Source organism: Cupriavidus sp. SS-3 (genome assembly GCF_035818815.1).
Classification (GTDB): domain Bacteria; phylum Pseudomonadota; class Gammaproteobacteria; order Burkholderiales; family Burkholderiaceae; genus Cupriavidus; species Cupriavidus taiwanensis_C.
Genome location: NZ_JAYLVT010000001.1, coordinates 375,584 through 401,968, shown reverse-complemented (window position 1 = coordinate 401,968; position 26,385 = coordinate 375,584). Strand labels below are relative to the sequence as shown.

The 26,385-nt window shown below is 70.6% G+C and carries 26 protein-coding genes; 12 read left to right on the top strand and 14 right to left on the bottom strand.

The annotated features are described in order from the left end of the window. Positions 1-8: 8 nt before the first annotated feature. Both U9J39_RS01785 and ytfE read right to left on the bottom strand, forming a co-directional pair. Complete coding sequence (locus U9J39_RS01785) at positions 9-2,297, bottom strand: nitric-oxide reductase large subunit (protein WP_116313921.1); 2,289 nt, start codon at positions 2,295-2,297, stop codon at positions 9-11. Positions 2,298-2,331: 34 nt separating this feature from the next. Next, a complete protein-coding gene (gene ytfE, locus U9J39_RS01780) occupies positions 2,332-3,054 on the bottom strand; it encodes an iron-sulfur cluster repair protein YtfE (RefSeq protein WP_115714014.1) in 723 nt (240 codons plus the stop codon). 152 nt (positions 3,055-3,206) lie between these two features. On the opposite strand from ytfE, the gene norR reads away from it, so the two are divergent. From norR to U9J39_RS01765, 3 genes are all read left to right on the top strand, one after another. After that, a complete protein-coding gene (norR, locus tag U9J39_RS01775) occupies positions 3,207-4,772 on the top strand; it encodes a nitric oxide reductase transcriptional regulator NorR (protein ID WP_442784877.1) in 1,566 nt (521 codons plus the stop codon). 146 nt (positions 4,773-4,918) lie between these two features. After that, positions 4,919-5,347: a polyhydroxyalkanoate granule-associated phasin gene (locus U9J39_RS01770; protein WP_326346528.1), complete on the top strand. Its 429-nt coding sequence runs from the start codon at positions 4,919-4,921 to the stop codon at positions 5,345-5,347. Positions 5,348-5,544: 197 nt separating this feature from the next. After that, positions 5,545-7,131: a histidine kinase N-terminal 7TM domain-containing protein gene (locus tag U9J39_RS01765; protein WP_115714016.1), complete on the top strand. Its 1,587-nt coding sequence runs from the start codon at positions 5,545-5,547 to the stop codon at positions 7,129-7,131. 7 nt (positions 7,132-7,138) lie between these two features. On the opposite strand, the gene ubiT is transcribed toward U9J39_RS01765, so the two are convergent. The 3 genes from ubiT to ubiU all read right to left on the bottom strand — a co-directional run bounded on the left by ubiT (position 7,139) and on the right by ubiU (position 9,655). Then, positions 7,139-7,603, bottom strand: coding sequence for a ubiquinone anaerobic biosynthesis accessory factor UbiT (gene ubiT / locus U9J39_RS01760; RefSeq protein ID WP_115714017.1), 465 nt, complete (start codon positions 7,601-7,603; stop codon positions 7,139-7,141). Beyond that, positions 7,600-8,532 carry a U32 family peptidase gene (locus tag U9J39_RS01755; RefSeq protein WP_116314733.1) on the bottom strand — a complete coding sequence of 311 codons (933 nt, stop codon included), beginning with the start codon at positions 8,530-8,532 and terminating at the stop codon, positions 7,600-7,602. Before U9J39_RS01755 ends, ubiT begins: the two co-directional genes overlap by 4 nt. Before the next feature lie 64 nt (positions 8,533-8,596). Next, positions 8,597-9,655, bottom strand: coding sequence for a ubiquinone anaerobic biosynthesis protein UbiU (ubiU, locus tag U9J39_RS01750; RefSeq protein ID WP_326346379.1), 1,059 nt, complete (start codon positions 9,653-9,655; stop codon positions 8,597-8,599). A 273-nt stretch (positions 9,656-9,928) separates the two neighbouring features. Here ubiU and U9J39_RS01745 point away from each other — a divergent pair, with 273 nt between their 5' ends. Further along, positions 9,929-11,092 carry an NAD(P)H-dependent flavin oxidoreductase gene (locus tag U9J39_RS01745; RefSeq protein ID WP_115714018.1) on the top strand — a complete coding sequence of 388 codons (1,164 nt, stop codon included), beginning with the start codon at positions 9,929-9,931 and terminating at the stop codon, positions 11,090-11,092. 97 nt (positions 11,093-11,189) lie between these two features. Here the strand turns inward: U9J39_RS01745 and U9J39_RS01740 are convergent, their stop codons facing one another. Then, positions 11,190-12,545 (bottom strand): hypothetical protein, encoded by a 1,356-nt coding sequence (locus tag U9J39_RS01740; RefSeq protein WP_326346378.1) that lies wholly within the window; start codon positions 12,543-12,545, stop codon positions 11,190-11,192. 334 nt (positions 12,546-12,879) lie between these two features. Between U9J39_RS01740 and U9J39_RS01735 the strand changes: the two genes are divergently transcribed. From U9J39_RS01735 to U9J39_RS01720, 4 genes are all read left to right on the top strand, one after another. Beyond that, positions 12,880-14,910: a type IV pili methyl-accepting chemotaxis transducer N-terminal domain-containing protein gene (locus U9J39_RS01735; protein ID WP_326346377.1), complete on the top strand. Its 2,031-nt coding sequence runs from the start codon at positions 12,880-12,882 to the stop codon at positions 14,908-14,910. Then, positions 14,907-15,560, top strand: a complete 654-nt coding sequence (locus tag U9J39_RS01730) for a response regulator (RefSeq protein WP_111516618.1) — start codon at positions 14,907-14,909, stop codon at positions 15,558-15,560. The genes U9J39_RS01735 and U9J39_RS01730 overlap by 4 nt, the downstream gene beginning before the upstream one ends. Positions 15,561-15,756: 196 nt before the next feature. Beyond that, positions 15,757-15,915 carry a DUF3309 family protein gene (locus U9J39_RS01725; protein WP_012356889.1) on the top strand — a complete coding sequence of 53 codons (159 nt, stop codon included), beginning with the start codon at positions 15,757-15,759 and terminating at the stop codon, positions 15,913-15,915. A gap of 158 nt (positions 15,916-16,073) precedes the next feature. Further along, complete coding sequence (locus U9J39_RS01720) at positions 16,074-16,262, top strand: DUF3008 family protein (RefSeq protein ID WP_012356890.1); 189 nt, start codon at positions 16,074-16,076, stop codon at positions 16,260-16,262. Positions 16,263-16,352: 90 nt separating this feature from the next. On the opposite strand, the gene U9J39_RS01715 is transcribed toward U9J39_RS01720, so the two are convergent. From U9J39_RS01715 to U9J39_RS01705, 3 genes are all read right to left on the bottom strand, one after another. Further along, positions 16,353-17,117 carry a ParB-like protein gene (locus tag U9J39_RS01715; RefSeq protein ID WP_115714021.1) on the bottom strand — a complete coding sequence of 255 codons (765 nt, stop codon included), beginning with the start codon at positions 17,115-17,117 and terminating at the stop codon, positions 16,353-16,355. Further along, a complete protein-coding gene (locus tag U9J39_RS01710; protein ID WP_326346376.1) occupies positions 17,101-17,556 on the bottom strand; it encodes a hypothetical protein in 456 nt (151 codons plus the stop codon). The genes U9J39_RS01715 and U9J39_RS01710 overlap by 17 nt, the downstream gene beginning before the upstream one ends. Positions 17,557-17,722: 166 nt before the next feature. Then, positions 17,723-18,580, bottom strand: coding sequence for an SDR family oxidoreductase (locus tag U9J39_RS01705; RefSeq protein WP_115714023.1), 858 nt, complete (start codon positions 18,578-18,580; stop codon positions 17,723-17,725). A gap of 351 nt (positions 18,581-18,931) precedes the next feature. Here U9J39_RS01705 and U9J39_RS01700 point away from each other — a divergent pair, with 351 nt between their 5' ends. After that, positions 18,932-20,143: a BON domain-containing protein gene (locus tag U9J39_RS01700; RefSeq protein ID WP_115714024.1), complete on the top strand. Its 1,212-nt coding sequence runs from the start codon at positions 18,932-18,934 to the stop codon at positions 20,141-20,143. Between the two features lie 3 nt (positions 20,144-20,146). Continuing rightward, a complete protein-coding gene (locus tag U9J39_RS01695) occupies positions 20,147-20,821 on the top strand; it encodes a ParB-like protein (protein WP_198036041.1) in 675 nt (224 codons plus the stop codon). Positions 20,822-20,839: 18 nt separating this feature from the next. On the opposite strand, the gene U9J39_RS01690 is transcribed toward U9J39_RS01695, so the two are convergent. The 4 genes from U9J39_RS01690 to U9J39_RS01675 form a co-directional block, all read right to left on the bottom strand. Continuing rightward, the gene (locus tag U9J39_RS01690; protein WP_326346375.1) at positions 20,840-21,925 is read right to left on the bottom strand and encodes a DNA topoisomerase IB; all 1,086 of its coding nucleotides are present in this window, start codon (positions 21,923-21,925) and stop codon (positions 20,840-20,842) included. Between the two features lie 12 nt (positions 21,926-21,937). After that, a complete protein-coding gene (locus tag U9J39_RS01685; protein ID WP_326346374.1) occupies positions 21,938-22,795 on the bottom strand; it encodes an alpha/beta hydrolase family protein in 858 nt (285 codons plus the stop codon). Continuing rightward, positions 22,782-23,900: a DUF3182 family protein gene (locus tag U9J39_RS01680; RefSeq protein WP_198036088.1), complete on the bottom strand. Its 1,119-nt coding sequence runs from the start codon at positions 23,898-23,900 to the stop codon at positions 22,782-22,784. Before U9J39_RS01680 ends, U9J39_RS01685 begins: the two co-directional genes overlap by 14 nt. 147 nt (positions 23,901-24,047) lie before the next feature. Further along, positions 24,048-24,617: a low affinity iron permease family protein gene (locus U9J39_RS01675; RefSeq protein ID WP_326346373.1), complete on the bottom strand. Its 570-nt coding sequence runs from the start codon at positions 24,615-24,617 to the stop codon at positions 24,048-24,050. A 362-nt stretch (positions 24,618-24,979) separates the two neighbouring features. On the opposite strand from U9J39_RS01675, the gene U9J39_RS01670 reads away from it, so the two are divergent. Together U9J39_RS01670 and U9J39_RS01665 are read left to right on the top strand one after the other, a co-directional pair. After that, positions 24,980-25,447: a CBS domain-containing protein gene (locus U9J39_RS01670; protein ID WP_115714028.1), complete on the top strand. Its 468-nt coding sequence runs from the start codon at positions 24,980-24,982 to the stop codon at positions 25,445-25,447. A gap of 23 nt (positions 25,448-25,470) precedes the next feature. Next, positions 25,471-25,797 (top strand): BON domain-containing protein, encoded by a 327-nt coding sequence (locus U9J39_RS01665; protein WP_326346372.1) that lies wholly within the window; start codon positions 25,471-25,473, stop codon positions 25,795-25,797. A gap of 97 nt (positions 25,798-25,894) precedes the next feature. On the opposite strand, the gene U9J39_RS01660 is transcribed toward U9J39_RS01665, so the two are convergent. Beyond that, on the bottom strand, positions 25,895-26,356 hold the full coding sequence (locus U9J39_RS01660) for a PRC-barrel domain-containing protein (protein ID WP_018005539.1): 462 nt from the start codon (positions 26,354-26,356) through the stop codon (positions 25,895-25,897). Positions 26,357-26,385 lie beyond the last annotated feature (29 nt).

The following is a 26,385-nucleotide window of genomic DNA, read 5'->3' as shown; positions in this document are numbered from 1 at the left end:
CTAATCGTTCAGCGCGCCGCGGGCTTCATCCCCACGGTGACGGCATCGGCCGCGCGCGGCCTGCGCGTGGCCAGCCCCAGCACCACCTGCCATGCGAACGACACCGCGCCGACGATAAACACCACGTCGCCGAAGGTGCGCACCCAGCGCAGCGTCTGCAGGATGGGCTGCTGCATGAAGGCTTCGCTGCGCGCGTACCAGGTGCCATGCTCGACGCTGGCCAGGAACTGGATAATGCCGATCGGCAGCAGGCTGGTGCCGATCATCAGCACCAGGCCGAGGTTCAGGCCCCAGAAGGCGGTCTTCATCAGCGTGGGGCTGAGACGGTAAGCCGGCCGTACATAGCGCAGCACCAGCAGCGTGAAACCGAGCGCCAGGAAGCCATAGACCCCGAACAGCGCGGCATGGGCATGGACTGGCGTGGTGTTCTGGCCCTGGATGTAGTACAGCGCGATCGGCGGGTTGATCATGAAGCCGAACACGCCCGCGCCCAGCATGTTCCAGAACGCCACCGCGACAAAGCACATCAGTGGCCACTTCAGGTCGGCCATCCACGGCGCGCGCCGCTTCAGGCTCCAGTTCTCCCACGCTTCATGGCCCAGCACGATCAGCGGCACCACTTCCAGCGCACTGAACGCGGCGCCCACCGCCATCACCGGCGTGGTGGTGCCGGCGAAGTACAGGTGATGGAAGGTCCCGGGAATCCCGCCCAGCATGAACAGCGACGCCGACGCCAGGCTGGCCGCGGTGGCCATCGGGCGCGACACCAGCCCCAGCGTGGAGAAGATGAAGGCCAGCGCCGTGGTCGCGAAGACCTCGAAGAAGCCCTCGACCCACAGGTGCACCACCCACCAGCGCCAGTACTCCATCACCGTCAGGCTGGTGCGTTCGCCATAGGCCAGGCCCGCGCCATAGAACAGGCCGATCGCCACCACCGACGAGGTCAGCAGCGCCAGCAGGTTGCGGTCGGTGCCGCGCGCGCGCAGCGCCGGCAGGATGCCGCGCATCATCAGCACCAGCCAGATCAGGATGCCGGCGAACTTGCCGATCTGCCACAGCCGGCCCAGGTCGACATACTCATAGCCCTGGTGGCCCAGCCAGAAGTTCAGGTGCGGCGGCAGCTTCTGCGCGATCGCCAGGTAGTTGCCGGCGAACGAGCCCACTACCACGACCACCAGCGCCCAGAACAGGACATCGACGCCCAGGCGCTGGAACTTCGGGTCCTTGCCGCCGTTGATCAGCGGCGCCAGGAACAGGCCCGCGGCCAGGAAGCCCGTGGCGATCCAGAACAGCGCGCTCTGGATATGCCAGGTGCGCACCAGTGCGTACGGGAACCACTGCGAGACGTCGATGCCGTAGAACTTCTGGCCTTCGACGGTGTAGTGCGCGGTGAAGCCGCCCAGGAACACCTGGAACACGAACAGCGCCACCACCAGGAACAGGTATTTGCCCAGCGCGCGTTGCGACGGGGTCAGCGCCACGGACAGCAGCGGGTCGCGCGCGGGCGCCTGCGGCGGCGTCTCTTCCTTGCCGCGCAGGAAGGCCCACGCCCACACCAGGAAGCCCACGCCGGCCAGCAGCACCACCACGCTGATCACCGACCACACCACGTTTTCACTGGTCGGCTTGTTGCCGATCAGCGGCTCGTGCGGCCAGTTGTTGGTGTAGGTGGCTTCATGCCCGGGGCGCGCGGTCGAGGCGACCCATGCGGTCCAGAAGAAGAACTGCGTCAGCTGCTGGCGCCGCTCGGCGCTGGGCAGCGTGTTCTCCTTCATGGCGTAGTGCTCGCGCGTGGTGTGCAGCGCCGGCGCGTCGGAGAAAAGCTGGTCGTAGTAGGCGGCGGTGTCGGCGATGGCTTGTGCGCGGCGCTTAGACACGGTCAGCACGTTGCTGTCCGCATCGGTGGCATTGCCGCGGTACTCGGCGCGCAATTGCTCGCGCAAGGCGGCCTGCGCCGGCGCGTCTAGCTGCGCGAACGAGCGGCCGTGGCCGTCGCGCGCGGCCAGCTCCAGCCACGCGGTCAGTTCGCGGTGCAGCCAGTCGGCGGTCCAGTCCGGCGCCTGGTAGGCGCCGTGGCCCCAGATCGAGCCGAGCTGCATGCCGCCGACGGACTGCCATGCGGTCTGGCCGTCGAGGATGTCGTCGCCGCTGAACAGCGTGCGGCCCTCGGCCGTGACCACCTTGGCCGGGATGGGCGGGGCCTGCCGGTACACCTCGACGCCATAGTAGCCGAGCAGGGAGAAAGTGACCGCCAGCACGGCGATCAGCAGGAACCAGAGTTTGCGGTAGGGACCCATGATGCGAAGTCGTTGAGGGTGGTGTCGGGCGGGCTCAGGCGTGCGCCGAGCAACCGCAGCCGTTGGCCGGCGGGTTGGCGGAAGCGGTGGCCGCCGCGGTTTCGAACAGCACGTTGTTTTCCAGGTGGATGTGTTCCATCAGGTCTTCGCGCAGCGCGCGCAGGCCCAGGTAGAGCGCGCGCCAGGTATTGCAGGCCGCGCGCGGCAGCGTGATGTCGTCGGTCAGCTCGGCCAGCCGCTGCAGGGCCACGCCGTGGTCGTCGTGCTCGGCGCGCATCACGGCGATCGGGCGGCTCGCGGCGGCATGCAGGCCGCGCAGCAGCATCGGGAACAGCACCTGCTCTTCCTTCTGCATGTGCGATTCCAGCTCGCCCAGCATCTCGCTCAGGTGGTCGGCCAGGCCAAGCGGGCACTCCGGCCGGTCGCCGTGGACTTGCTCGACGCGCCGCGCCAGGCGGATCAGCTCGGGCAACTGCTCGCGATGGCGGGCGTGGAAGCGCACCAGGATATGCTCGATCAATGCCGGCGGCGCGGCCCTGTTCCAGTCCTGCGCAGAAGGATCCGCGTCGTTCTGCAGGGCTTGCAGCTGTGCTGCGATGGCGGCCACGGCGGCGGCATCGAGCCCCTTCTGCTGCGCGGCGTCGCGCAGGGTGTGCTTGCCGCCGCAGCAGAAGTCCAGACCGTGGTCGTGGAAAATGCGGGTGGCACCGGGAATCTGGCGGGCCAGCTGGCCCAGCGAATGGTCTTGTAACGTCATGGGGGTTTCTCCGTGTGGATGTGGTGATCGCCAGACATACGCGAGCAGCGTGCCAGTTAAAAACCCCGTGTAATCAACGTCTTGGAAAACACAGGGTATTAACTACCTTATACTTGCCACGGTATAAACCACCCTTTACGGTGTTTTTCACCATGATTCCTGCCGCCGCCATGTATCCCGACCTGCTGGCCGACCTCGTCATCGACCTGCCGCACGCGGTGCGCCTGCAGCGGCTGGTCAGCGCGTTGCGCACGCATTTCCGCTGCGGCGCGGTGGCGCTGCTGCGGCTGGAGGAAGACCACCTCCGCCCGCTGGCCGTCGACGGCCTGGTGCGCGACGCGCTGGGCCGGCGCTTTGCGGTGGGCCTGCATCCGCGCCTGGCCGCGATCCTGGCGCGCCGCGGCGTGACCTGCTTCCATCACGACAGCATGCTGCCGGACCCGTACGATGGCCTGATCGACGAGCATGTGGGCGAGCCGCTGCCGGTGCATGACTGCATGGGCACCCGGCTGGAAGTGGACGGCCAGCCGTGGGGCGTGCTGACGCTGGATGCGCTGACGGTCGGCACCTTCGACGGCGCGGCCCAGGCCGAATTGCAGCGGCTGACGGTGATCGTCGAGGCCGCCATCCGCACCACCCGGCTCGAGGGCGAGATCCGCGCGCTGCAGCTCGCGCGCGGCACGCCCGATGCCGAGGAAGGCGCGGCCCCGCACGACATCGGCGCCGAGATCATCGGCCAGAGCGAGGCCATCGCCAACCTGCTGCATGAACTGGAAGTGGTGGCCGACACCGACCTGCCGGTGCTGCTGCTGGGCGAGACCGGCGTGGGCAAGGAGCTGTTCGCGCACCGCCTGCACCGCCAGTCGCGCCGGCGCGCGCAGCCGCTGGTGCATGTCAACTGCGCCGCGCTGCCCGAGTCGCTGGCCGAGAGCGAACTGTTCGGCCATGCGCGCGGCGCCTTCTCCGGCGCCATCGGCGAGCGCCCGGGGCGCTTCGAGGCCGCCGACGGCGGCACCCTGTTTCTCGACGAGGTGGGCGAACTGCCGCTGGCGATCCAGGCCAAGCTGCTGCGCACGCTGCAGAACGGCGAGATCCAGCGGCTGGGCTCGGACCGCCCGCGCCGCGTCAACGTGCGCGTGATCGCCGCCACCAACCGCAACCTGCGCGAGCATGTGCGCGACGGCTCGTTCCGCGCCGACCTGTACCACCGGCTGTCGGTCTACCCGATCCCGATCCCGCCGCTGCGCGAGCGCGGCAACGACGTGCTGCTGCTGGCGGGGCGCTTCCTGGAGCTGAACCGTGCCCGCCTGGGCCTGCGCAGCCTGCGGCTGTCAGGCGGGGCGCAGGACGCACTGCGCCACTACCGCTGGCCCGGCAACGTGCGCGAGCTGGAACACGTGATCAGCCGCGCCGCGCTGCGCGCGGTCAGCCGCGGCGCGGGCCGCAATGACATCGTGACGCTGGAGCCGGAACTGCTCGACCTCGACGGCCTGGAGTTGTCGACCGCCACGCACGCCGGCACCGTCGCGGCCAGCCCGCCCGCCGCGCCGGCGCCGGCCGCGGGCATCACCCTGCGCGACGCCGTCGAGCACACCCAGCGTGCCTGCATCGCGCAGGCCCTGCACGACCACGGCGGCAACTGGGCGCAGGCCGCGCGCCAGCTCGGCATCGACGCCAGCAACCTGCACAAGCTGGCCAGGCGGCTGGGTTGCAAGTGAACCCGGCCCGGCTCCGGGGCCGCGGCGGCATGGCAAGTCGCGCCATTACCGCATAAGCTGATCCGGATGCCCAAGCCGGGCGCCATCGTCGTGTGCAGCAACTGCCGCGCACTGCGCGCACGGCCCGCCACTGGAGAATCCCCGTGATGATGACCGCAACGCAAATCTTCTGGCCGCCGGTGTTCTGGCCCTTCCCCACCGTCTACGCCAGCTTGCCGCAGTTCGAGGCCATGCAGGCCGACCTGGCCGGCACCTGGCACCGCATGGCCGAACTCAACCTGGACTTCACCCGCAACCTGTTCGAGAACATCCAGTTCGACGCCATGGGCACGATGATGGAGCCCGACCCCGAATCCCGCTACGCGCGCGAGATCGCCAGCGAGCTGCCGCTGCTCGGCGGTTCGCTGCATTACGCCTCGGCCATGCTAGAGCTGTATGCCCGTGCCCAGCAGAAGTGGATCGACGGCTGGGGCCACCTGCTGACGCGGGGCATGGGGTTCGAGTGGCCGGGCCTGCAGCAGGATGTCGTCGACATCCCGTTCTGGCTGGTGCGGGAAACCCCGAGGCAGGTTTGAGCGGGTCCTGATCCCGCCACGGCGCGTGACCGGGCGGCGGCCGCGCGGCCGCTGTTGCATCGGCGCACCCGCTGCCAAGCCAGCGATGCCGCCCGGTATCATGCTGGCTGACGAGATCGCGGAGCGCATGCAACCGGCGTGCGCCTGGCCGGGCGGCGGCACCCATGCCCGGGTCTCGAAGACGCGCGCCGCCTTCAATGCCCTCATATTCGCTGGTTCTCCTGCTTACCGTCGCCGTGGTTGCCTGCATCGGCATGGCCATCGCCACCTGGCCGCGGCGCGACGATCCGACCGTGCAGGCCTTCCTGGTGCTGGCCGCCGGCGCGGCCACCTGGAGCGGCGGCCGCCTGCTCGAGATCAGCTCGACCGACCTGGAGGGGCGCATCCTGTGGGCCAAGATCCAGTACCTCGGCATCGTCGCGGTGCCGATCGGCTGGCTGGTGGCGATGGTGCACCTGAGCCGCCCGCGCTACGTGGTGCCCTGGTCGCGGCTGTGGCTGCCGGTGCTGGCGGCGGTGGTCACGGTGGTGATGGTCTTTACCAACGAGCGCCACGGGCTGGTGTGGCCGCGCATCACGCTGATGCCGCCCGGCGTGCTGCCCGGCGCAGTGTTCGACCATGGCATCGGCTATGCCGTGGTGGCGGCGTGGTCGTACCTGCTGCTGGCGCTGAGCCTGTATTTCCTGGTCACGGCCGAGGTCCCCAACGGCGCCTTGTCGCGCCGCGGGCGCGCCATCCTGGGCGGGGGCCTGGCCCTGCCGCTGGTGGCCAATGTCGCCTATCTCAACCGCTGGACCGGGCCGCTGGGCGGCGACCTGACGCCGGCGACGTTTTCGCTGATGGCGGCGCTGGTGTGGTTCTGCGGGCTGCGCACGCACCTGGACGATATCGGCCACTACGCGCGGCTGCGCGTGTTCGATGCGCTCGGCGAAGGCTGCGTCATCGTCGACGGCCATGGCACCATCGTCGAATTCAATCCCGCGGCGGCGCAGCTGTGGCCGGCGCTGCGTCGCGGCGACCCGCTGCCGGCCGGCTGGGACACCGCACTGCGGCCTTCTCCTGCAAACGCTGAGGCACACGCCGCGGACAGTGTTGCCATGCCCTTCGTGCCGCCGGGCGCGCCGTTCGAGCTGACCGGCGAACGCGTCGCGCGCCTGGATGGCAGGCAGATGGGCAGCCTGCTGTTCCTGCGCGACATCAGCCGCTTCCAGTCGCGCGAGCTGGCGCTGAGCGCGCGGCTGGGCCAGACCGAAGAGCAGCTGTGGCAGGTGCAGGCGGACCTGGACATCGATGCCCTGACCGGCATCCGCAACCGCCGCTACTTCCAGCGCGAATCGATCGCCGCCGTGACGCGCGCGTGCGAGCGCGGCCAGCCGCTGGGGCTGCTGATCCTGGACGTTGACCAGTTCAAGCAATACAACGACCTGCATGGCCACATGGCCGGCGACGATTGCCTGCGGCAGATCGCCGGCGCCCTCAGCGGCGTGCTGCACGGCGAGCAGTTCTGCGCGCGCCTGGGCGGCGAAGAGTTCGCCGCGGTGCTGCCCGGCGCGAGCCGCGACGAAACCCGCGAGCTGGCGCGCCGCATGGTGGCCGCGGTGCGCGACCTGGGCATTGCGCATCAGGGCACGCCAGTGCAGCCGGTGGTGACGATCAGCGTGGGCGCGGTCTGGGCCATGCCCGAAACGCCGCGGCTGGAGCCGCTGCTGCACCGCGCCGACAGCGCGATGTATCGCGCCAAGCGCGCCGGGCGCAACCGCTTCATGCTGGACGGCGAGGCCTGAGCCGCGCTCAGGATGCGGCGCCGGCCCGTCCCGCGGTGGCGCCATGCAGCGCCACCAGCCGCGCCGCGGCCTGGCTGACCCACGCCGGCCGCGGCGCCGCATCGAGCCAGTACTTGACCTCCAGCCCCAGCGCAGTGTCGCCGCTGATGACCAGCCGGCGCTGGAAGAACAGGGTGTCGGTGTCGGCCTCGCCGCCCAGCAGGCGCAGGTAGTCCACGGCGCAGGCACGCAGCGTCAGCGCGGGCTCGGCGTCGGTGCTGCCGGCGCGGAAGCGCCCGCCTTCGCAGCGGAACGGCACGGCCAGCTCCAGGTCCTGCACCGTCAGCAGGAAGGCATGCCCATCCAGTGCCGCGGGCGGCTCCAGCCAGCCGGCGCGGCGCGCCAGCTCCAGCGCGGCCACCAGCGGCAGCGCCCGCGCGCGTGCCGGCAGGCGCCGGTGCACGCCCGCCATCAGCTTGTGCAGCGCGCTCATGCCGGGGCCTCCCAGGCGATGCCGGCGCGGCCGTGCCAGTAGCCGTTGCATGGCTGGGCACCGGCCGGCGCGATGCCGCTGGCGGCCGGCGGTCGTTGCCCGGCGCGGATCGCCGCCAGCTGCTGCACCACCGCGAGCGTGCCCGACGAATGCGGGCTGACGCGCAGCATCCCCACGCCCATTCGCGCCATCGCCAGCGTCTCGGCGCACAGGTCAAGGCAGGTGGCGCTCTGCGTCTGCACCCCGTTCAGCGTGAAGAACGCCTGCCCTTCGCCGGTCGCGGCGACCAGGCCATCGGGATAGTCCATGCAGCGGAATTCGCAGCTGTCCTTGCGCAGGCGATGATGGCGCGCGGTAAAGCAGCGCGCCGAGAACGCCAGCGGCAGGCGGCCCCAGACGAAGGCTTCGAGCTGCATGCCGGCGGGCCGCGCCGCCGCCAGCGCGGCCAGCGTGGTGCCGTCCATTTCCACCGGCGCGACACAGCCCACCGCGCCCAGGCTGGCGAGCCACGCCAGCGTATCGGCATGGTAGGCATTCAGATGCGGGCCGCCGAGGAAGGGCCGCCCGCCCATGCAACGCACCGCGCCGGGATCGTTGGCCTCGACCAGGTAGTCGTCCTGCGCGCACACGCGCCGCATCCAGGCGATATCGGTGTCGGACTCGACCAGCACCGGCGTGGACAGCACCACTTCCTTGCCGGCATCGCGCAGCATCTGCGCAATCTCCAGCCATTGCGCATGACGGATTTCATGGCGGCGGGTGCAGACGGTTTCGCCCAGGTAGACGCGGTCGACCGGCGCGTCGGCGACCGACGCATAGAACTGCAGCACAGCCTCGCGCGGCCAGTAGTACAGCAGCGGACCGAGGGCGATGCCGAAGCCGGGCATCGCGGCGGCGTGCGGCATCGCGGCCGCGGCGGTGTGTGGCATGGAAAGCTCCATCGTGGCCGGCATGTCCAGCATGTCCGGATACAGGCAGGTGGGTGACATGGTGTCAGCGCCAGGGGCGGTCGTAGGCGCCCTGCGTAACCTGGTCGCCTTCGGCATGGCGTCCCAGCGTGCCCTGCCACTCCTGGCGCGGCGCGAAGCGCGCCGGATCGGCGCAGGCGGCGTCGATCGCCGCGCGCAGCACGCCGACCACGTCGCCGACATAGCGCGGGCTGCGCTGGCGCCCTTCGATCTTGATCGCGGCAATGCCCATGTCGATCAGCGCCGGCAGCAGCGACAGCGCATTCAGGCTGGTGGGCTCCTCCAGCACGTAGCCGCGCTCGCCCTCGACCTCGAAGCGGCCCTTGCACAGGGTCGGATAGCCGGCCGGCTCGCCGGGCGCGTAGCTGTCGATCAGGATGCCCGACAGCCGCGCCTGCATGGTGCCGTCCTGCTCGGTCCAGCGCACCGCATGCGCGGGCGAGCACACCCCCTTGTTGTTGGGCGAATCGCCGGTGGCATACGACGACAGCAGGCAGCGCCCCTCGGCCATCACGCACAGGCTGCCGAAGCCGAACACCTCCAGCTCGACGCCGGTCTGGCGCGCCAGCTTGCCGATCTGCGCCAGCGACAGCACGCGCGGCAGCACCACGCGGCGGATATTGAAGCGCTCGCGCATCAGCTCGATGGCATCGGCGTGCGTGGCCGAGCCCTGTACCGACAAGTGCAGGCGCAAGCCGGGATGGCGCGCGCAGGCATAGCCCATCAGGCCCGCGTCGGCCATGATCACGGTATCGGCGCCCAGGTCCGCGGCCGCATCGACGGCGCGGTGCCACTGCGCCACCGCGCCCATCTGCGCGAAGGTGTTGATGGCGAACAGCACCTCGGCGCCGCGCGCATGGGCTTCGGCCACGCCGGTGCGGATGTCGGCCTCGGTGAAATTCAGGCCGCCGAAATTGCGCGCGTTGGTGGCATCGCGCAGGCCCAGGTAGACCGCGTCGGCGCCGTGCTGCAAGGCCACGCGCAGCGCCGCCAGCGAGCCGGCGGGCGCAACCAGTTGCGGGCGGCGCGGCGCGCACGCGGCGGCCGGGGGGGAGTCGGATCGGGCGGGGGTGGAACAGGTCATCGGGGACTGGCGCCGGCGGCGGCGCGGGGGAAGGAAGACAGCGGCCGATGCTAGCCAAGCGCCCGCGGCAGGGGCTTGACCGTGCGCAAACCCACGCCAACGGCACCCCGGCCGCGACGGGCTATGCCGGTCGGCGTAGGCCGATGGCAGGCCACCCGGCCACGCTTGACCTGCGGCAAACGCGGGCCCGTGCCGCTGTGCCACGCTTGCGCGTCATCCCCGCGCCGGGGCCGCCGTGCGGCCCGGCGTCCATCCCCTTCCGGAGACCCGTTTATGAATCACCCCTGGCTCAAGCTGGGCGGCCGTCGCCTGCTGCCGATCGTGCAGGGCGGCATGGGCATCGGCATCTCGGCCCACCGGCTGGCCGGCGCCGTCGCGCGCGAGAACGGCGTCGGCACCATCGCCAGCATCGACCTGCGCCACCACCACCCCGACCTGATGGCACGCACCCGCGGCAGCCGCGACAAGCCAGCCATCGAGGCCGCCAACCTAGAGGCGCTGGACCGCGAGATCCGCGCCGCGCGCACCGCCTCCGAGGGCCGCGGCCTGATCGCCGTCAACGTGATGAAAGCCGTGGGCTCGCACGCGGCGCTGGTGCGGCAAGCCTGCGAAAGCGGCGCCGATGCCATCGTCATGGGCGCCGGGCTGCCGCTGGACCTGCCCGAACTGACCGCCGGCCATCCCAGGGTGGCGCTGATCCCGATCCTGTCCGAGGCGCGCGGCATCGGCCTGGTGCTGCGCCGCTGGATGAAGAAGGGCCGGCTGCCCGACGCCATCGTGGTCGAACACCCGGCGCACGCCGGCGGCCACCTGGGTGCCGCCACCATCCAGGACCTGTCCGAGCCCCGCTTCTCGTTCTCGCGCGTGCTGGGCGAATGCCGCGAACTGTTCGCGCAGCTGGGCCTGGCCTGGGACAGCATCCCGCTGATCCTGGCGGGCGGCATCGACAGCCACGCCAAGGTGCGTCACTGGCTGGGCGAAGGCGCCGCCGCGGTGCAGCTGGGTACGGCCTTCGCCGTGACCGAGGAATGCGATGCCCATCCGGCCTTCAAGCAAGTGCTGGCCACCGCGCGGCCCGAAACCCTGCGCGAATTCACCAGCGTGGCCGGCCTGCCCGCGCGCGCGGTGCTGACGCCATGGCTGCAGCGCTACCTGTCGAGCGAAGCGCGCCTGCAGCGCCGCGCCCGCGTGCGCGAATGCCTGGAAGGATTCGATTGCCTGCAGGCCTGCGGGCTGCGCGACGGCATCGCGCGCATCGGCCAGTTCTGCATCGACCTGAAGCTGGCGCAGGCGGTACGCGGCGACGTGGAACGCGGCCTGTTCTTCCGCGGCCGCGGCGCGCTGCCGTTCGGCGAGGCCATCCGCCCGGTGGCGGAGCTGATGCACTATCTGCTGACGGGGGAGAAGCCGGCCGGGCTGACACCGGCGGCCGGCTGACCGTTTGTGTGCTCTCTCTCCCGCTTGCGGGAGAGGGTTGGGGTGAGGGCGAGAGCATCGACGAAGTAAAGGCTGTCGCTATTGCCACCGCCTGCCCTCACCCCCGCCCCTCCCCCGCAGGCGGGAGAGGGGAGCAAACCGGCGGCACGCCCATCCCCTCCACAACACGCGGCGGCAACCCTCCACACCTGCGCATCCGCCGCATGCAGCGCAGCGCCGCGAGCAATTGCCATCCCAGCCATGCATTGGCCCCCGCCAGCAGCAGCCCGCCGACGCGGGCCAGCAACGCCGGCGCCAGCGGCAGCGCCAGCAGCACCGCGTAGGCCGCCAGCAGCAGCCACGCCTGCCCGCGCTGACTGCCCGGCGCGATGATCGCCTGCATCGCCGGCACGCGCGCCCTTGGCGGCAACAGCCGGCGCAGGTGCAGCCACACCAGGAACGGCACGATCTTGCCCAGCATCGCCGTCACCGGCAGCACGCCAACGCCGACCAGCGCCATCGTGCCCGCCCACCACGCCAGCGGCAGCGCCGCCGCGGGCAGGACCACCGCCGCCGCTCCCAGCACCGCCGCGCCGAGCATGCTGGCGCATGCCACCGGCCACAACGGCCACAGCGGATCGTGGCACCGCCGCGCGCGCAGCGTGCCGGCGAGCCCGCATGCCCCCAGCACCGCCACGAACGACAGCCACACCACCAGCGCGGCCCGTGCCAGCACCGGCTCCCGTGGCCACAGCACCAGCGCGGCGCTGAACACCGCCAGCGGCGCCCAATGACCCAGCGGCAGCCAGCGTGCCAGCGCCGCCGGCGCGCGCGGCGTCTGCCAGAACATCGGCAGCACCGTGGCGGCAACCCCGCTGACCAGCGCCGCCAGCCAGCCGCCCAGTGCCCACGCCATATGCAGGCCAAGCGCCTGCGCCACCGGCCCGCGCCACAGCCCGCCCAAGGTGCCCGCCAGCGCGATGCCGGCGACCACCGCCACCATCAGCGGCGCGCCAATGCCGGCCAGCGTGCGCGTGGTGGCGTCCACCGCGGCCACGCGCCGGCCCGCGGCAAGCAGCGCCGCGCCCGCCAGCAGCAGCACCGCGCCCAGGGCAGCCGCAACCCGCAACGCCGCCGGCTCACCGCCCAGCAAGCCGAAACCGAGCGCAGCCGCGACCGCCGCGCCGGTCGCGGCCATCAACGGCGCCAGCCGCCCGGCACCGGGAACGTCCACGCGCGCCACCACCGGCATCATCTGGAACAGCGCCCCGACCATCACCGGCAGCAGCATGCCCAGCGCCAGCGCATGCACCGCCGCCAGCGCCAGCGGCGCGAAGCGATCTGGCAGACCGGTCGCCGGCCCCGCAGCCAGCAGCAGCCCCGCGGCCGCGCCCAGCCACGGCGCCGGCATCAGGCACCCGAACACCAGCGCAGGCCGCGGCGCGCGCGCGTAGTCGAGATCCGCGCCTTTCATGCGCGCCCCGTGGCGTGACGGCGGTGACGCATGCGTGCGCCGATTGAAGTGGATACGGCCATTGCTTCTTCTCTCCAGTCCCGGACAAAAGGCCCGATGCTAGGGCGCAACGCCGTGCAGGGACTTGACCGGGGCCAAGTCCGGCGCGGGCTTTACATATCACGGTGTGATGGAAACCGCCCTGGCGCCACACGCCCTGACGCGATGCGCCGCTGCCGGCACAAATTCGCGCCAAAGCCGGGTTTCCTTGATCTGGCGCAGGTAGCCCAGCCTGTCGCGCGGAGAAAATCACTTCCGACTCCTTGCGTGACCCCTGGTAGCCCCCGATACCACCATGTCAGATACCGATCCTCCTGCCGCCTCCGCCACGGCGGCATCCGCGTTGCCCGCGCTGCGGCACCGCCTTTCCACGCGCATCATCTCGCTGTCGCTGGCCGTGCTGCTGGTGGTATTGGGCATGATCTCCGGCACGCTGTGGCTGTCCTGGAAGCTGGAAGGCGCCGGCGCCGCCATCAACGATGCCGGCAGCCTGCGCATGCGCGCCAACCGCGTGGCGATCGAGCTGGCGCTGGCGCACGCGGGCCGCGTCAATGACCTGCCCGCGCAGGTGCAGGCGCTCAACGCCACCCTGGCGCTGCTGAAGAAAGGCGACGCGGCGCGGCCGCTGTTCCTGCCGGACGAGCCCGCCATCCATACGCAGATGACCCGCGTCACCCATGACTGGCAACAGCGGCTAAGACCGCTGGCCGTGGCCGGCGCATCGCCCGCCGCATACATTGCCGCGCTGCCGGGTTTTGTCGCGCAGGCCGACCGCCTGGTCGTCATGATCGAACACGACAGCGCGCGCAAGACCGACCTGCTGCGCCTGTCGCAGACCGCGCTGGCGCTGATGGCCTGCATCGGCACGGTCGCCGTGATCTACCTGCTCTACCTGTGGATCATCCTGCCGGTGCTGCGGCTGCAGGACGGTCTGCGGCGCATGGCCGCGCGCGAATTCTCGCTGCGCCTGCCGGTGGAAAGCCGCGACGAGTTCGGCACGCTCAGCGAGGGCTTCAACCGCATGGCGGGCGAACTGCAGGGCCTGTACCACGACCTCGAAGCGCGCGTGGCGCAGAAGACCGCCGAGCTGGAGCGCCACAACCGCGACCTGGAAACGCTGTACGAGATGGCCGCCTTCCTCAACCAGGCAGCCGACGCCGAAGCCATGGCACAAGGCTTCCTGGCGCGGGTGATGCGCCAGTTCGATGCCGATGGCGGCAGCGTGCGCGTGCTCGACAGCCGCCACGGCCGCATGCACCTGCTGGCCGCCGCGGGCCTGCCGGCGGCGCTGGCCGAGGCCGATTCCTGCGCCTCGGCCAACGGCTGCCATTGCGGCGATGCCACGCGCGAGGCCGTGATCGCCATCGTCGACCTGCGCGGCGCGGCGCGTGCCGGCGCGGCCGACGAAACGCCGTGCGGCCGCGACGGCTTCCAGTCGCTGGCGGCGTTCCGCATCGAAAGCCAGCGCGGCGCCACCGGCATGTTCGCGCTGCACTTCCGCGCGCCGCGCAAGCTGCCGCCGTCGGACCGGCAACTGCTGCAGACGCTGGCGCAGCACCTGGGCACGGCGCTGGAACACCTGCGCCTGTCCGCCACCGCGCGCCAGCTGGCGGTGGTGGAAGAGCGCAACCTGGTGGCGCAGGGACTGCACGACAGCATCGCGCAGGGGCTGAACTACCTGAACCTGCAGGTCCAGCTGCTGGACGACGCGGTCGCGCGCGACGACCTGGCCGAGACCCGCGAACTGGTGCCGATGCTGCGCCATGGCGTGGAAGAGAGCTACCAGGACGTGCGCGAGCTGCTCAACAATTTCCGCTCGCGCCTGGGCACCGGCGAGCTGCGCCCAGCGGTGGAAGAAACCGTCGGGCGCTTTCGCCGGCAATGCCGCACCGAGGCCACGCTGGCCATCGACGAACGCGGCGGCGCCTGGCCGCTGTCGCCCGAGCAGCAGCTGCAGGTGCTGTTCATCCTGCAGGAGGCGCTTTCCAACGTGCGCAAGCACGCCATGGCGGCGCACGTGGCGGTGGCGCTCAGCCATGGCCGCGACTTCCGCCTGGTGGTGCAGGACGACGGCGAAGGCTTCGATCCCGACGAACTGGCCACCCGCGCCGACGCGCATATCGGCCTGAGCATCATGCGCGAGCGCGCCGCGCGGCTGGGGGCACAGCTGCACGTGCAGGCCAGCCCCGGCAGCGGCGTGCGCATCGAACTGGTGCTGCCCGTCGGCAGCCAGGGCGCCGCGCGGCGCGACCGCAGCGCCAGCCCCATCACCAGCCCCATCACCAGCCTTAGCCGCCTGCCCCTCCCGAGCGAGACCCAGCCATGACCATCCGCATCCTGCTGATCGACGACCACACCCTGTTCCGCTCGGGCATCCGCGCGCTGCTGCAGCGCCAGGCCGACTTCGAGATCGTCGACGAAGCCGCCGACGGCGTGGAAGGCATCAAGCGCGCCAAGCAGCACCGCCCCGACGTGATCCTGCTCGACCTGAACATGCCGGGCCTGTCCGGGCTCGAAGCGCTGCAGCTGCTGGTCGAGGACCTGCCCCAGACCGCGGTGATCGTGCTGACGGTGTCCGAGGAGGCCGAGGAGCTGGCCGCCGCGCTGCGCGGCGGCGCGCGCGGCTACCTGATCAAGAACATCGAGACCGAGGCGCTGATCGCCGCCATCCGCCGCGCCGCCGCCGGCGAGCCGGTGATCTCCGACAGCATGACCGCCAAGCTGGTGGCCCAGTTCCGCGCGCCCGCGCCCGTGGCCGCCCCGCGCCAGGAAGAAGCGCCGCGGCTGACCGCGCGCGAGCGCGAGATCGTGCAGGGCCTGGCCCGCGGCGAAAGCAACAAGGAGATCGCGCGCGACCTCGGCGTGGCCGAAAGCACGGTGAAGATCCACGTGCAGAACATCCTGAAAAAGCTGAACCTGGCCAGCCGGGTGCAGGTAGCGGTCTATGCGGTGGAACACGGGCTGAACACGGCCTGAACACCGCCCGCGCGGGCCGCGCGGGTCGCCTTGCCCGCACTTGGGCGTCGTCCGATTCCTACATCGATATCAGTCCCTGCCCGGAGGGATGCCCGCACCCCTTGTTCTACGCTGAACGGTAAGCGGATGGCTCTGCGGAGCCGCCTCGGAGTCGGAAGCCGCGCGGCTTCCCCGATCCACGAACAAGGAGCACGCCATGGGCATCGGCACCATCCTTCTGATCATCCTCGTCCTGCTGCTGATCGGCGCCCTGCCGGCCTGGCCGTACAGTTCCGGCTGGGGCTACTGGCCGAGCGGCGGCCTGGGACTGATCGTCCTGATCGTGGTGCTGCTGGTGGTGCTGGGCCGGATCTAGCGTCCGGCAGGCAGCGAACCGCGGCACGGAGCGCGCAAGCCGGTTGCGTGCCGGCCGCGCTTGTCGCGGCCGCGCCTGGCACCTATAACGAAGCGCGGGCACGCGCGACAGCGTGCGCCCGGTCCTTTCAACTTTTCACCTTTCGCAAGGAGACTCAGATGCCAGCAAAATCCAAGGCGCAACAGCAGGCCGCCGGAGCGGCACTCTCCGCAAAGCGCGGCGAAAAGAAGGCCGGTTCGCTGAAGGGACCTTCCCGCTCGATGTACAAGTCGATGAGCGAGAAGGAACTCGACAAGATGGCTTCGACCAAGACCAAGGGCATGCCGAAGCACAAGTCGGAACGTTGACCGGTACGCAACGGCCTTGCACCTGAGGCCGGGCCGCGCTGCCGGCGCGGCGGCATACCAGCACAGGGCAGGCACACGCCCGCCCTGTTGCTATCCGGCCCTGCCGTTCTTGCCCTTGCCGGTCTTCAACGGCTTCGCCGGTTTGCCGGTCTTCCCCTCCAGCGGTCCGCCGCAATATCCCGGCAGGCGCCTGGCCCGGGGACTGCGTGCAAGCTTGATCGATTCCGCCAGCGCCAGCCCGAACCCCGCAATGCTGTCCAGGTCCTGCTCCACCCGCTTGCGCAGGAAGCCGGCCCAGCAGAAGTCGCCGTAGGCGCTGTCCGGCTTGCGGTACGCGCCCGCTTCGCGGGCAAAGGCGGCCAGGCTGCGGTACGGGTCGTCGCGCATGCTGCGCACGGTCGAGGGCAAGGCCCTCGGCCCCTGGCGCTTGCCGTGTTCATCGTAGGGATGGACATGGCCCAGTTCGCGCATGCGCTTCCAGAACGCGGCGCCGTCCAGATCGCTGAAATCCGCCAGCACCCGCACCGGCGCCAGCTGGTAGCCGAGGTCCAGCCACGCGCGCGCCCAGTGGTGGTGGTCGACGATATAAAGCTCTCCGCCCGGCCCCGCCACGGTCTTGATGCGATGCCGGCGCATGAAGCGCTGCAGCACCTCGCGGTTTTCCGGATCGGCGTGGCGCTGCGTGACTTCCATCTTGTGGTGGACGTGGATGTAGCCGAGCGTCAGCTGCGTCGGACGCAGCCGCGCCAGTTCGGCGACGGCCTTGCCGCGCGGGCAGCGCGGCACGACCACCGGCGCGAACAGGGGCTCGGCGCCGGGGGCCGGCTCGGCGGGGCGTTCAGTCGTGTTCGACACGTTTCTGGTTGACGAAGTGCTCGAGCTCGCTGCCGGGGTCTTCGTTGCCGGTGCTTTCCTCGGCGGTGGCGTCGCTGGCCAGCGGCCGCGGCCAGTATTCGCCCTCGCCCTCGCGCACCGGCTCTCCGTGCCGGGCCGGATCGAAATCGGTCCACTGCCCGCATTCCCAGGTGCCCTGCGCGCGCTCGAGCTGGCTGGCGCCGGTTTCGCGCAGCACGTCGATGACCACCGAACCCAGTCCGTTGTTGACGCACGCGGCCAGCATGACGTTGTCGGCCCGCTGCTGCGCGGCGTCGTCGTCGTCCTGCTGATCCCTGCCAGGGTCCTGCACTGACACGATGGATACCTCCCACACCGAGAAGCCGCGCGCGAACAGGATGCGCGCGGCATCCTCGGCGCTGGCGAGCGAATCGAAACGTCCCGCGATGATCGATGACATGATGCCTCCCAGAGATTGCCGATGGCGGTAGGCTGATCTCACCCGTATTGCAAGAGCCACGCCCGCGCAGGATCTGCACGGCACGGCAGGCGGAGGGACCGCTGCATGCAATATTTGCAAACGCGGCGCCGAACTACATGCACGCGCATGGCGGAAGCCCGCTCGCTCATCCGTTCACGACCTCGCCGCCATTGATGTGCAGGATCTGCCCGGTGATATAGCTGGCCGCATCCGAGGCCAGAAACACATAGCCCCCGGCGACCTCGAACGGTTGCCCCGGGCGGCCCATGGGTGTCTTCTTGCCGAATTGCGCCACTTCCTCGGGGCTGAAGGTGGACGGAATCAGCGGCGTCCAGATCGGGCCCGGAGCCACGCCGTTGACGCGGATGCCGCGCTCCACCACCTGCAGCGCCAGCGAGCGCGTGAACGACACGATCGCGCCCTTGGTCGCCGAATAGTCGAGCAGGTGCTTGCTGCCGCGATAGGCGGTCACCGAAGTGGTGTTCAGGATCGACGCACCGGCCTTCAGGTGGGGCAGCACCGCGCGCGTCAGGTGGAACATCGCAAACACGTTGGTGCGGAAGGTGGCCTCGACCTGGCTGGCATCAACTTCCTCGAGCGATTCCTTGGGATGCTGCTCGGCGGCATTGTTGACCAGGATGTCGAGCTTGCCGTACTGCTGCAGCGTCTGCCGCGCGACCGCCTCGGCGTGGTCGCAGTCGGCGAGGTCGCCGGCGATGGCCAGGCATTTGCGGCCGGCCTGCTCGACCAGGTTGACGGTCTCGCGTGCGTCCGCATGTTCGTTCAGGTAAGCGATGGCGACATCGGCGCCTTCGCGCGCAAACGCCACCGCAATGGCGCGGCCGATGCCGCTGTCGCCGCCGGTGACCAGCGCGACGCGACCGTTGAGCCGGCCGCTGCCGACATAATCGTCCGCGCCGCTGTCCGGCTGCGGGCGCATCGGGGCTTCCAGGCCCGGCTGGCGCGACTGGTGCTGGGGCGGGACGCTCTTGGGTGTGGACATGGCAGTGTCTCCTGTCGGGGTCGGCCGCGCCATGCGACGCCGGCGTGACGGCGCGCCGCGGCCATGCAAGATGCCAGGGTGGCGCGCAAGTTCCATGCCGCAAAGCGCAAGGCGCGGGCCCCGCATGCCGGCACGCGCGGCAGCGCCGGCCCGGCGGTGCTGCCCGTAACCCTTACATCGCACGGCAAACCTTACAGCGCGCGCGTATGCGGCACTGCGCCGGCTCGTCTGCGCGCCGGGGCACGGATTTTGCGGCCTTCTCCATATCCGAAACGTCAACGGCTTCCGGCGCCTGCCGCACATGCCTGCGGGCAGTGCCGGCGCGCGGGGCCTCACCGCCAGGAGGCAGATATGTTCAACTTCCGCAATGACCGCGGCAGCCGCGGCCGGCCCGAAGCGCAACGCCGCGACCGCGGCCCCGAGCAAAGGATGCGCGATGAGAGCGAGGGGCGCGGCTCGGAGGACTGGGGGCAGGAATGGGGCGAGGACTGGCGCGGCGAAAGCAGCCCGCGCCGGGGCGAGTATGGCGGCCAGGGCTATGAAAGCCGCCAGCGCTGGGAAGAAAGCCGCCGCGACCAGGATCGCGACGAGCGCCGTCAGGAACAGCGCAACGAAAGCCGCGGCCAGGGCCGCAGCATGGGCAGCGAGCGCGAATCCTCGCGCCACGGCGGCCCGTGGTATCAGCAGGACACGCCCGCCGGCCAGCGCCGCGGCAGCTGGGGCGAGAGCGGCTATGGCGCCGCCGATGTCGGCGGCAGCGGCCATCCGTATAGCAGCGCCTATGGCGGCTACCGGCCGTCGCAGCAGGACAGCGGCTACCGCAGCCAGGAACGCGAATCGGGCTACGGCTATCGCGACGAAGACCGCTTCGGTCCGCGCGGGCGCCGCAGCGAATCCAGCGGCGAGCGCTATGAGCGCGACGAACGCAGCGAACGCAATCAGCGCGGCCAGGGCGGCTGGGGCTCAGAGCGCGGCCGCAGCGAAGGCGGCCGGGCCATGCACTGGCAGGAAGGCAGCGAACGCGACCGCGCCCAGCGGAGCGGACAGCCCAGCTACGGCGGCGGCTACTTTGGCGATTCGGGTCGTGGCGGCCAGTCGTTCAGCGGCGGGCAGCGCGTCTACCCGGACGACCCCGGCTACCGCCGCCGCACGCCGTTCGCCGGCCAGGCCAGCGCCTCCGGTACGCAGGGCGGGCAGCATGCCGGCCGCCGCGCCACCGGCCCCAAGGGCTACCGGCGCTCTGACGAGCGCGTGCGCGAGGATGTGTGCGAACGGCTCGCGATGAACCCGTATATCGACGTCGGCGAAGTCAGCGTCGAGGTAGCTAATGGGGTCGTGACGCTGGACGGCACCGTCAGCGAGCGCCGCGAGAAATACGTGGTCGAGGAGATCGCCGATGCGGTGTTCGGCGTCACCGAGGTCGACAACCGCCTGCGCGTGCAGCGCCAGCAAGGCAGCTCGTGGGCGGCAGGCTCCGAGGTGGGCGGCGACACCTCGACCGGCAGCAGCGACACGGCGTCGGCGGGCGGCACTTCGCCGGACCGCACGCTCAACAAGAGCTGAGCCTTGCCCTCCGGCCAGGCCCCCGCGCACACGGCGCCTGCCCCGCGGCGGGCGCCGCGCAAGCTGGCGCCCGACAGCAAGCTGATGGTGCCGCTGGACGCGCTGCGTCCCACCCAGATCACGGTGGGCGGCTACCACGTGGCGCAGAAGATCCACGTCACGCGCCGCATTGCGCCCGAGGCGCGCGCGGCGTTCCTGGACCGGCACCGCGTGCACCTGGTGATCGGTCCGGAGCAGATGCTCTATGTGGTCGACCACCACCACTGGGTGCGCGCCTGGCATGACCTGGGACTGACCCATGTGCCCGGCCTCGTGCGTGCCGACCTCAGCGACATGGACGTGTCTGCGTTCTGGCGCCACATGGTCGCCAATCACCTGGTCCATCCCTACGACGAGCATGGCCGCCGGCGGCCCCTGACCGAACTTCCCGAGGCCATCCACGATATGCGCGACGACCCCTACCGCAGCCTGGAGGCCTTCGTGCAGCTGGCGGGCGGCTATCGCAAGGTCAAGACCGCCTACCCAGATTTCCGCTGGGCAGACTTCTTCCGGCGCCACGTGCCGGGGCCGTTCGACACGCCGCATCACTTTGCCTTTGCGGTGGCGAGCGCGTTCAAACTGGCGCACTCGCGCCAGGCCAAGGACCTGCCTGGCTATATCGGCGCCCTGGGTTGCTGAGCGCCGGGCCGCGGACGATTAACCGCTATTGCCTTTCTTGCCGTTGGCTGGCTGGGACTGCGCCGCCGCCAGCAATTGCAGCAGCCGCGCCTCGTCCGCGCGCAGCCGCGTCATGGCGGGCGCGCGGCCGCGCGCCTGCAGCACGCCGGCCAGGTAGGCATCGATGACGTCGGGGTGGACATAGCATTTGCGGCACACCGCGACGGTGTTGCGCAGCTGGTTCGCGACCTCGCGGATGGCATCGGTCACCGCCTTGCGGCGCGCAGTGTCGCTGGACGCTTCCGGTAGCTTGCGCAGGATCGCCAGCGCATGCACGCTGCCGGCCCAGGTGCGGAAGTCCTTGGCGGTAAAGTCCCCGCCGGTCACTTCCTGCAGGTAGGCGTTGACATCCGCCGAGCCGATTTCGCGGATCTCGCCGTCGCTGTCACGGTACTTGAACAGGCACTGGCCAGGCAGGTCGGCGCAGTTGCGCACGATGCGCGCGAGGCGCGGGTCGTTGACCGAGACGTCGTGCGTGATGCTGCTCTTGCCGGTGAACTGGAAACGCAGCCGGCTGCCGCGCACGGTCACGTGGCGCCGCCGCAGCGTGGTCAGGCCGTAGGTGCGGTTCTGGCGCGCGTAGCGCGGCGAGCCGACGCGCACCAGCGTGGCGTCGAGCAGCAGCACCACCGCGCCCACCACCTTTTCGCGCGGCATGCCGTTGCGGCGCAGGTCGCGCGCCACGCGCGCGCGCAGGCGTGGCAGCGCGGCGCCGAACGCCGCCAGCCGCGCGTACTTGTCGGTGTCGCGCAGCGTGGCCCATTGCGGGTGGTAGACGTACTGCTTGCGCCCGCGCGCATCGCGCCCGGTGGCCTGCAGGTGGCCGCGCGGATCGGGGCAGATCCACACCGACTCATAGGCGGGCGGGATCGCCAGTGCCGCGATGCGCGCCAGCGTGGCGGCATCGCTCACGCGCTTGCCGTCCGGGCCCGTATAACCGAAGCCGCTGCCGTGGCGCCGGCGCGTGATGCCCGGGCTGCCGTCGTCGACATAGCGCAGCCCCGCTTCGCGCAGCACCGTGTCGAGCGCGGCGGAGGCTTCGGTGGCGGGCAGCGTGCTGTCCATGGGCGCGCGAGCTCAGGCGGCGCCCGGCGCGCTGGCCGACTCGGGCTGCGGGGTTTCGAGCCCGGCGTCGGGCGCGGGCGGCGCGGGCTTTGGCTGCGCCGGTGGCACCGCGCGCTCGGCGGTGACCGGGCCGGCGCGGGCCACGGTGACCATTTCACGCAGCCAGTTGACCAGCATGCTGCTGTAGGTGCGCTGGAATTCCTCGTCGCTCAGGCCATGGTCAGCGCCCTTGATCACGCGGTAGGTCAGCGAGTTGGCATGGATGCAGGAATCGACATAGCTCATCACCACGGCATGGGGCACGATCTGGTCGTGCTCGGATTCAATCACCAGCACGTCGCCGGTAAACGCGGTGCAGGCGCGCAGCGCGCGATTGCTGGCGGGTGGCACCATGCTGCGCCGGTAGGTCACCAGGTCCTGCTCGCGGTGCAGCTGGCGCTTGGGCAGGTCCCAGCCCGTGTCCATGTACAGCGCCGGGGCCCGGAACGCCAGCCAGCGCACCTGGCGCAGGCTGCTGAGCAGCGCCGCCAGGTAGCCGCCATAGCTGCTGCCCACCACCGCGATCGCGTTGCGGTCGACCTCGGGCTGGCGCACCAGCACATCGTAGGCCGCCACCACGTCGGCAAGATTGCGCGTGCGGCTGACGGTCTCGTATTGCGCGCGCGTGCCGGCATGGCCGGTCAGGTCGAAGGTCAGGCAGACGCAGCCCAGCCCCGTCACCTTGCGCGCGCGCGCCAGGTATTGCTGCTGGCTGCCGCCCCAGCCGTGCACGAACAACACACCCGGCAATTTGGTCTCCGGGCTGATCAGGGTACCGGCAATGGTGCCGCCTTCGCTTTCGATCTGCAGCAGTTCTTCATGCGTTGCCATCGGATTCAGGCTCCAGTCGTGCGTATTTGGTCAGGGGGCCGACATGGCGGTCTTCGCCCTGGTAGTAGATCTCGGCGTCATCCGGCACGCGCACGTCGTTGCCGTAGACCTCGCGCGTCGACGCCACCACGCGCGTGCGCCCCGGGTCGTCGCGCAGCGCCGCCAGCGCTGCCAGTTCGGCACCGGTGGCACCGCCGACGCGCCAGGACTGCTCGAGCACGCCACCGAGCATCTGCCCGTCATTGGCGCCGCCGGCCGGCGCGCCGAAGGCGACGTCGTAGTTGCAGCGCGACAGCACCATGCCGCCGCCTTCGCCATAGCAAGCCAGCGCGGCCTCGTGGTACACCATCGCCGCGCGCACCGCGGCGAGGATGCGGGCGTCGAACGGATGCTGCAGCAGCGCGTCAAAGCCGCCGCGCACCACGGTCAGGGTCGAGCCGCCGTAGACCTTCTGGCCGCGGTTGTTCTCGGTCAGCCCCTGCGTGCCGCAATAGCTCGCCTCCAGTCCCGCCAGCACGACCTTGCCGACGCTGAAGGTCTGCGGCGCGCGCAGGTCGCGCTCCACCACCAGGCCGTCGCGCTCGACCTGCTCCGGGGCAAGCGCGGCCAGCGCTTCCTCCAGCGCAGCTTCGCCGTCGACCACGCGCTGGCCCAGCCCGCCGACACCGCCGGTATCCTTCAGCCGCACCGGCCCCAGCGTCAGCAGCCGCAGCGCCGCGATGCGCGCATCGCCGAGGCTGAACGCGGTAAAGCCCGGCAGCGTGGCGCCCACCACGCGCCGCACGAAGGCCTCCGACCAGCCCCGTGGCGCCGCGGCACCGGGCTCGACCAGGCCGTGCGTGATCGCCTTGGTGGCGACGAACGCATACGGCACCACGCCGCCGAAGAGATCGCCCTCGCCCTGCACGCCCAGGCTTGCCGCCAGTTCGTGGCCGACCAGCGTCTGCGCCGGCACCAGGTACGGCGCGGGCCGTCCCGCTGCTGGCCCGGCGTAGCCGCCGGCGAACGGCTGGCCGGCAATCCGGGCCACCTTGCGGGCAATATTGGCAAGGGTCATGCCATGGTGGCTGTCGGCCCGGTCCAGGGTCTCGCAGCCGTAGGCCATCACCGGGCGGCTGCTCTGCTGCGCGGCTGCCGGACCCGCAGCCGGCAGCACCGGTTTTCGCTTGCTTGCGTTGCTGGATGCGGTCACGGCCTGCTCCTGTTTCGGTTGGTCGCATGGATCCTGCGCAAGGGGCCGCTGGCCGGCAAGCTAGGAGGCTGCCGAGGCGGGGGTTGCGGGTGTGCCGCCGGCGGTCGCGGCGCGCGGATGCTCGCGCGCAGCCCGCGCGTGACGCTTGGCGGCGTGGTTTTCGCGCGCCTCGTCGAGCGAATGGCTGGTCTTGATGCCGTCTTCCTGGTCGGCCAGCTCGGCCAGCTGGCGGTAGAAGCTGACCAGCTGGCGCAGTTCGTCTTCATCCAGGTCTTCGATCGACACCAGCATGTTGCTGGCCTCGCGGTGCGAGGCCAGCAGTTCGTTGAGCTTCAGGTGGACCGCCACGGCGTCCTTGTTCTGGCTCTGCTGGATCAGGAACACCATCAGGAAGGTGACGATGGTGGTGCCGGTATTGATGACCAGCTGCCAGGTTTCGGAATACCCGAACATTGGGCCGGTGAGCGCCCACGCCACCACCACGCCGACCGCCAGCACGAAGGCGGTCGGCGACCCGGCATGGCGCGTGGCGCCGCCGGCAAAGCGGTCGAACAGGTGCAGCACGGTGGCACGTTTGCCGGCGCCGGGCCGATGGCCAACGCCGGGCAGGATGGGGCTGGATTTGCGCATCGTTGCACTCCCACGGATAAGTCGCCGGATTGGCCGCCGGGACTGGTGATGGCCTGGGCGGCATGCTGATTTCATTGTATGGAGCGCATCGCCAATGTGCAGCGGGCGCAGTCCTACAACGGGCGCAGCACTTGCCGCGCCCTACACCTTTCGTTTCTACATCGGGTGATAAATCTTGCCGGCAGCGTGACCGCGTTCATGCGTGCGGGGCGTGCGCGGGCGACGGGAACGCTTCTTGCGCCGCATTCCGTGACGAAGCGGCGACTCCCGTGCGCCGGTGGCTGCCGGTTTGCCGGAACGCCGCCCTGTTGACCAGGGCCCGATCCGCACGCGGTGTCGGTCCCAAGCAAACGGAGCCAGCCATGTTCCAGTCCCCTGCCACGCAACCCCGCGCGCCGCGCCGCGTCGTCGACATCATGACGCGCCAGCCGGCTTATATCACCCCCGATGAAACCATCCAGCATGCCGCGCAGCTGATGGCGGACCTGCATGTCGGCTCGCTGCCGGTCTGCGACGGCCGGCGCCTGGTCGGCATGCTGACCGACCGCGACATCACCGTGCGCGCCACCGCCGGCGGCCAGCCGCCGCAGGCCACGCGCGTGGCCGAGGCGATGTCGCCGCAAGTGCAATGGTGCCTCGAAGACGAATCGCTCGAAGACGCGCAGCACAAGATGGAAGCCGCGCAGGTGCGGCGTCTGCCGGTGCTCGATCACGACCATGCCCTGGTGGGCATCGTGTCGCTGGGCGACCTTGCCAGCAAGGGTGCCGATACGCGCGATGCCGGCGAGACGCTGGCGTCGATCTCCACGCCTTCGGCGCCCGCGCGCTGAAGCCGCATCGACCAGGAGCCGCGATGAGCGCAACCCCTTCCGCCGATGACGAAGCCCTGCGCGTGGCCGTACGCGCCCAGATTGCCGCGGCCTTCGATGGCCGCTTTCCTGACGGCGTGACGCTCGAGGTGGCGGACCGGCGCGTGACCGTGCGCGGCTGCGTGGAAGACGTAGACACCGCGCAGCGCGTGGAAAAGGCCGCGGCGGTCAGTCCCGGCGTGCTGGGCGTGCATAACGCGCTGGCGACGCGGCAGCCGCCCGCGCCCGAGCCGCAGGGACAGCCCGCCGGCAGCGGCAGGCACGCCGACCCGGCCGACAAGCCGGCCGGGCAGGTGAATCACAAGGTCTGAACGACAACGCTGAACCACAAGGCTGAACCACAAGGCGCCGGAGGTTTGCTCCGGCGCCCTGGCGTTTACGAGGGGCTAACGGCCCGATGAGTTGGGATCAACCCCAAGGGTCATAGCGGTCGGCTTCCCAGTACGGCGAGATGCCGTAGTACTGGTGGATGCTGGTGGCCCATTGCGAATCGGCCATGGTCGGCCAGTGGTCCTTGTCGAAGCCTGGCGCGGCCTTGAGCCGGTCCTTCTCGACGCCGAGCACGAAGCACTTGCGCCGCGTGTCCAGCGTCAGCGCGGACCACGGCAGCGCGAACAGCTTTTCGCCAATGCCAAGGAAGCCGCCCATGGCCAGCACGGCATAGGCGACGCGGCCGCCGAGCACGTCGATCATGATGTGGTCGATGGTACCGATATCGTCGCCGGCCGGGTCAACCACCTTGTTGCCCTCGAGCGTGTCGGCCGCCATCACGAATGGGCCGGGTCCCGGGGAATTGCGGTCGATGCCGCCGACGATCGAGGCGCCGTGCGGATGTTCGGCGCCGGGGGTTTCAGGTTGGACTGGATTCATGGATACCTCCGTTTGGCTGCTCGGGTAGC

Excerpts from the sequence above, each read along its gene's own strand:
- U9J39_RS01785 (WP_116313921.1), bottom strand. The coding sequence starts at position 2,297 with ATGGGTCCCTACCGCAAACTCTGGTTCCTGCTGATCGCCGTGCTGGCG.
- ytfE (WP_115714014.1), bottom strand. The coding sequence starts at position 3,054 with ATGACGTTACAAGACCATTCGCTGGGCCAGCTGGCCCGCCAGATTCCC.
- norR (WP_442784877.1), top strand. The coding sequence starts at position 3,207 with ATGATTCCTGCCGCCGCCATGTATCCCGACCTGCTGGCCGACCTCGTC.
- U9J39_RS01770 (WP_326346528.1), top strand. The coding sequence starts at position 4,919 with ATGATGACCGCAACGCAAATCTTCTGGCCGCCGGTGTTCTGGCCCTTC.
- U9J39_RS01765 (WP_115714016.1), top strand. The coding sequence starts at position 5,545 with ATGCCCTCATATTCGCTGGTTCTCCTGCTTACCGTCGCCGTGGTTGCC.
- ubiT (WP_115714017.1), bottom strand. The coding sequence starts at position 7,603 with ATGAGCGCGCTGCACAAGCTGATGGCGGGCGTGCACCGGCGCCTGCCG.
- U9J39_RS01755 (WP_116314733.1), bottom strand. The coding sequence starts at position 8,532 with ATGCCACACACCGCCGCGGCCGCGATGCCGCACGCCGCCGCGATGCCC.
- ubiU (WP_326346379.1), bottom strand. The coding sequence starts at position 9,655 with ATGACCTGTTCCACCCCCGCCCGATCCGACTCCCCCCCGGCCGCCGCG.
- U9J39_RS01745 (WP_115714018.1), top strand. The coding sequence starts at position 9,929 with ATGAATCACCCCTGGCTCAAGCTGGGCGGCCGTCGCCTGCTGCCGATC.
- U9J39_RS01740 (WP_326346378.1), bottom strand. The coding sequence starts at position 12,545 with ATGAAAGGCGCGGATCTCGACTACGCGCGCGCGCCGCGGCCTGCGCTG.
- U9J39_RS01735 (WP_326346377.1), top strand. The coding sequence starts at position 12,880 with ATGTCAGATACCGATCCTCCTGCCGCCTCCGCCACGGCGGCATCCGCG.
- U9J39_RS01730 (WP_111516618.1), top strand. The coding sequence starts at position 14,907 with ATGACCATCCGCATCCTGCTGATCGACGACCACACCCTGTTCCGCTCG.
- U9J39_RS01725 (WP_012356889.1), top strand. The coding sequence starts at position 15,757 with ATGGGCATCGGCACCATCCTTCTGATCATCCTCGTCCTGCTGCTGATC.
- U9J39_RS01720 (WP_012356890.1), top strand. The coding sequence starts at position 16,074 with ATGCCAGCAAAATCCAAGGCGCAACAGCAGGCCGCCGGAGCGGCACTC.
- U9J39_RS01710 (WP_326346376.1), bottom strand. The coding sequence starts at position 17,556 with ATGTCATCGATCATCGCGGGACGTTTCGATTCGCTCGCCAGCGCCGAG.
- U9J39_RS01705 (WP_115714023.1), bottom strand. The coding sequence starts at position 18,580 with ATGTCCACACCCAAGAGCGTCCCGCCCCAGCACCAGTCGCGCCAGCCG.
- U9J39_RS01700 (WP_115714024.1), top strand. The coding sequence starts at position 18,932 with ATGTTCAACTTCCGCAATGACCGCGGCAGCCGCGGCCGGCCCGAAGCG.
- U9J39_RS01690 (WP_326346375.1), bottom strand. The coding sequence starts at position 21,925 with ATGGACAGCACGCTGCCCGCCACCGAAGCCTCCGCCGCGCTCGACACG.
- U9J39_RS01685 (WP_326346374.1), bottom strand. The coding sequence starts at position 22,795 with ATGGCAACGCATGAAGAACTGCTGCAGATCGAAAGCGAAGGCGGCACC.
- U9J39_RS01680 (WP_198036088.1), bottom strand. The coding sequence starts at position 23,900 with ATGGCCTACGGCTGCGAGACCCTGGACCGGGCCGACAGCCACCATGGC.
- U9J39_RS01675 (WP_326346373.1), bottom strand. The coding sequence starts at position 24,617 with ATGCGCAAATCCAGCCCCATCCTGCCCGGCGTTGGCCATCGGCCCGGC.
- U9J39_RS01670 (WP_115714028.1), top strand. The coding sequence starts at position 24,980 with ATGTTCCAGTCCCCTGCCACGCAACCCCGCGCGCCGCGCCGCGTCGTC.
- U9J39_RS01665 (WP_326346372.1), top strand. The coding sequence starts at position 25,471 with ATGAGCGCAACCCCTTCCGCCGATGACGAAGCCCTGCGCGTGGCCGTA.
- U9J39_RS01660 (WP_018005539.1), bottom strand. The coding sequence starts at position 26,356 with ATGAATCCAGTCCAACCTGAAACCCCCGGCGCCGAACATCCGCACGGC.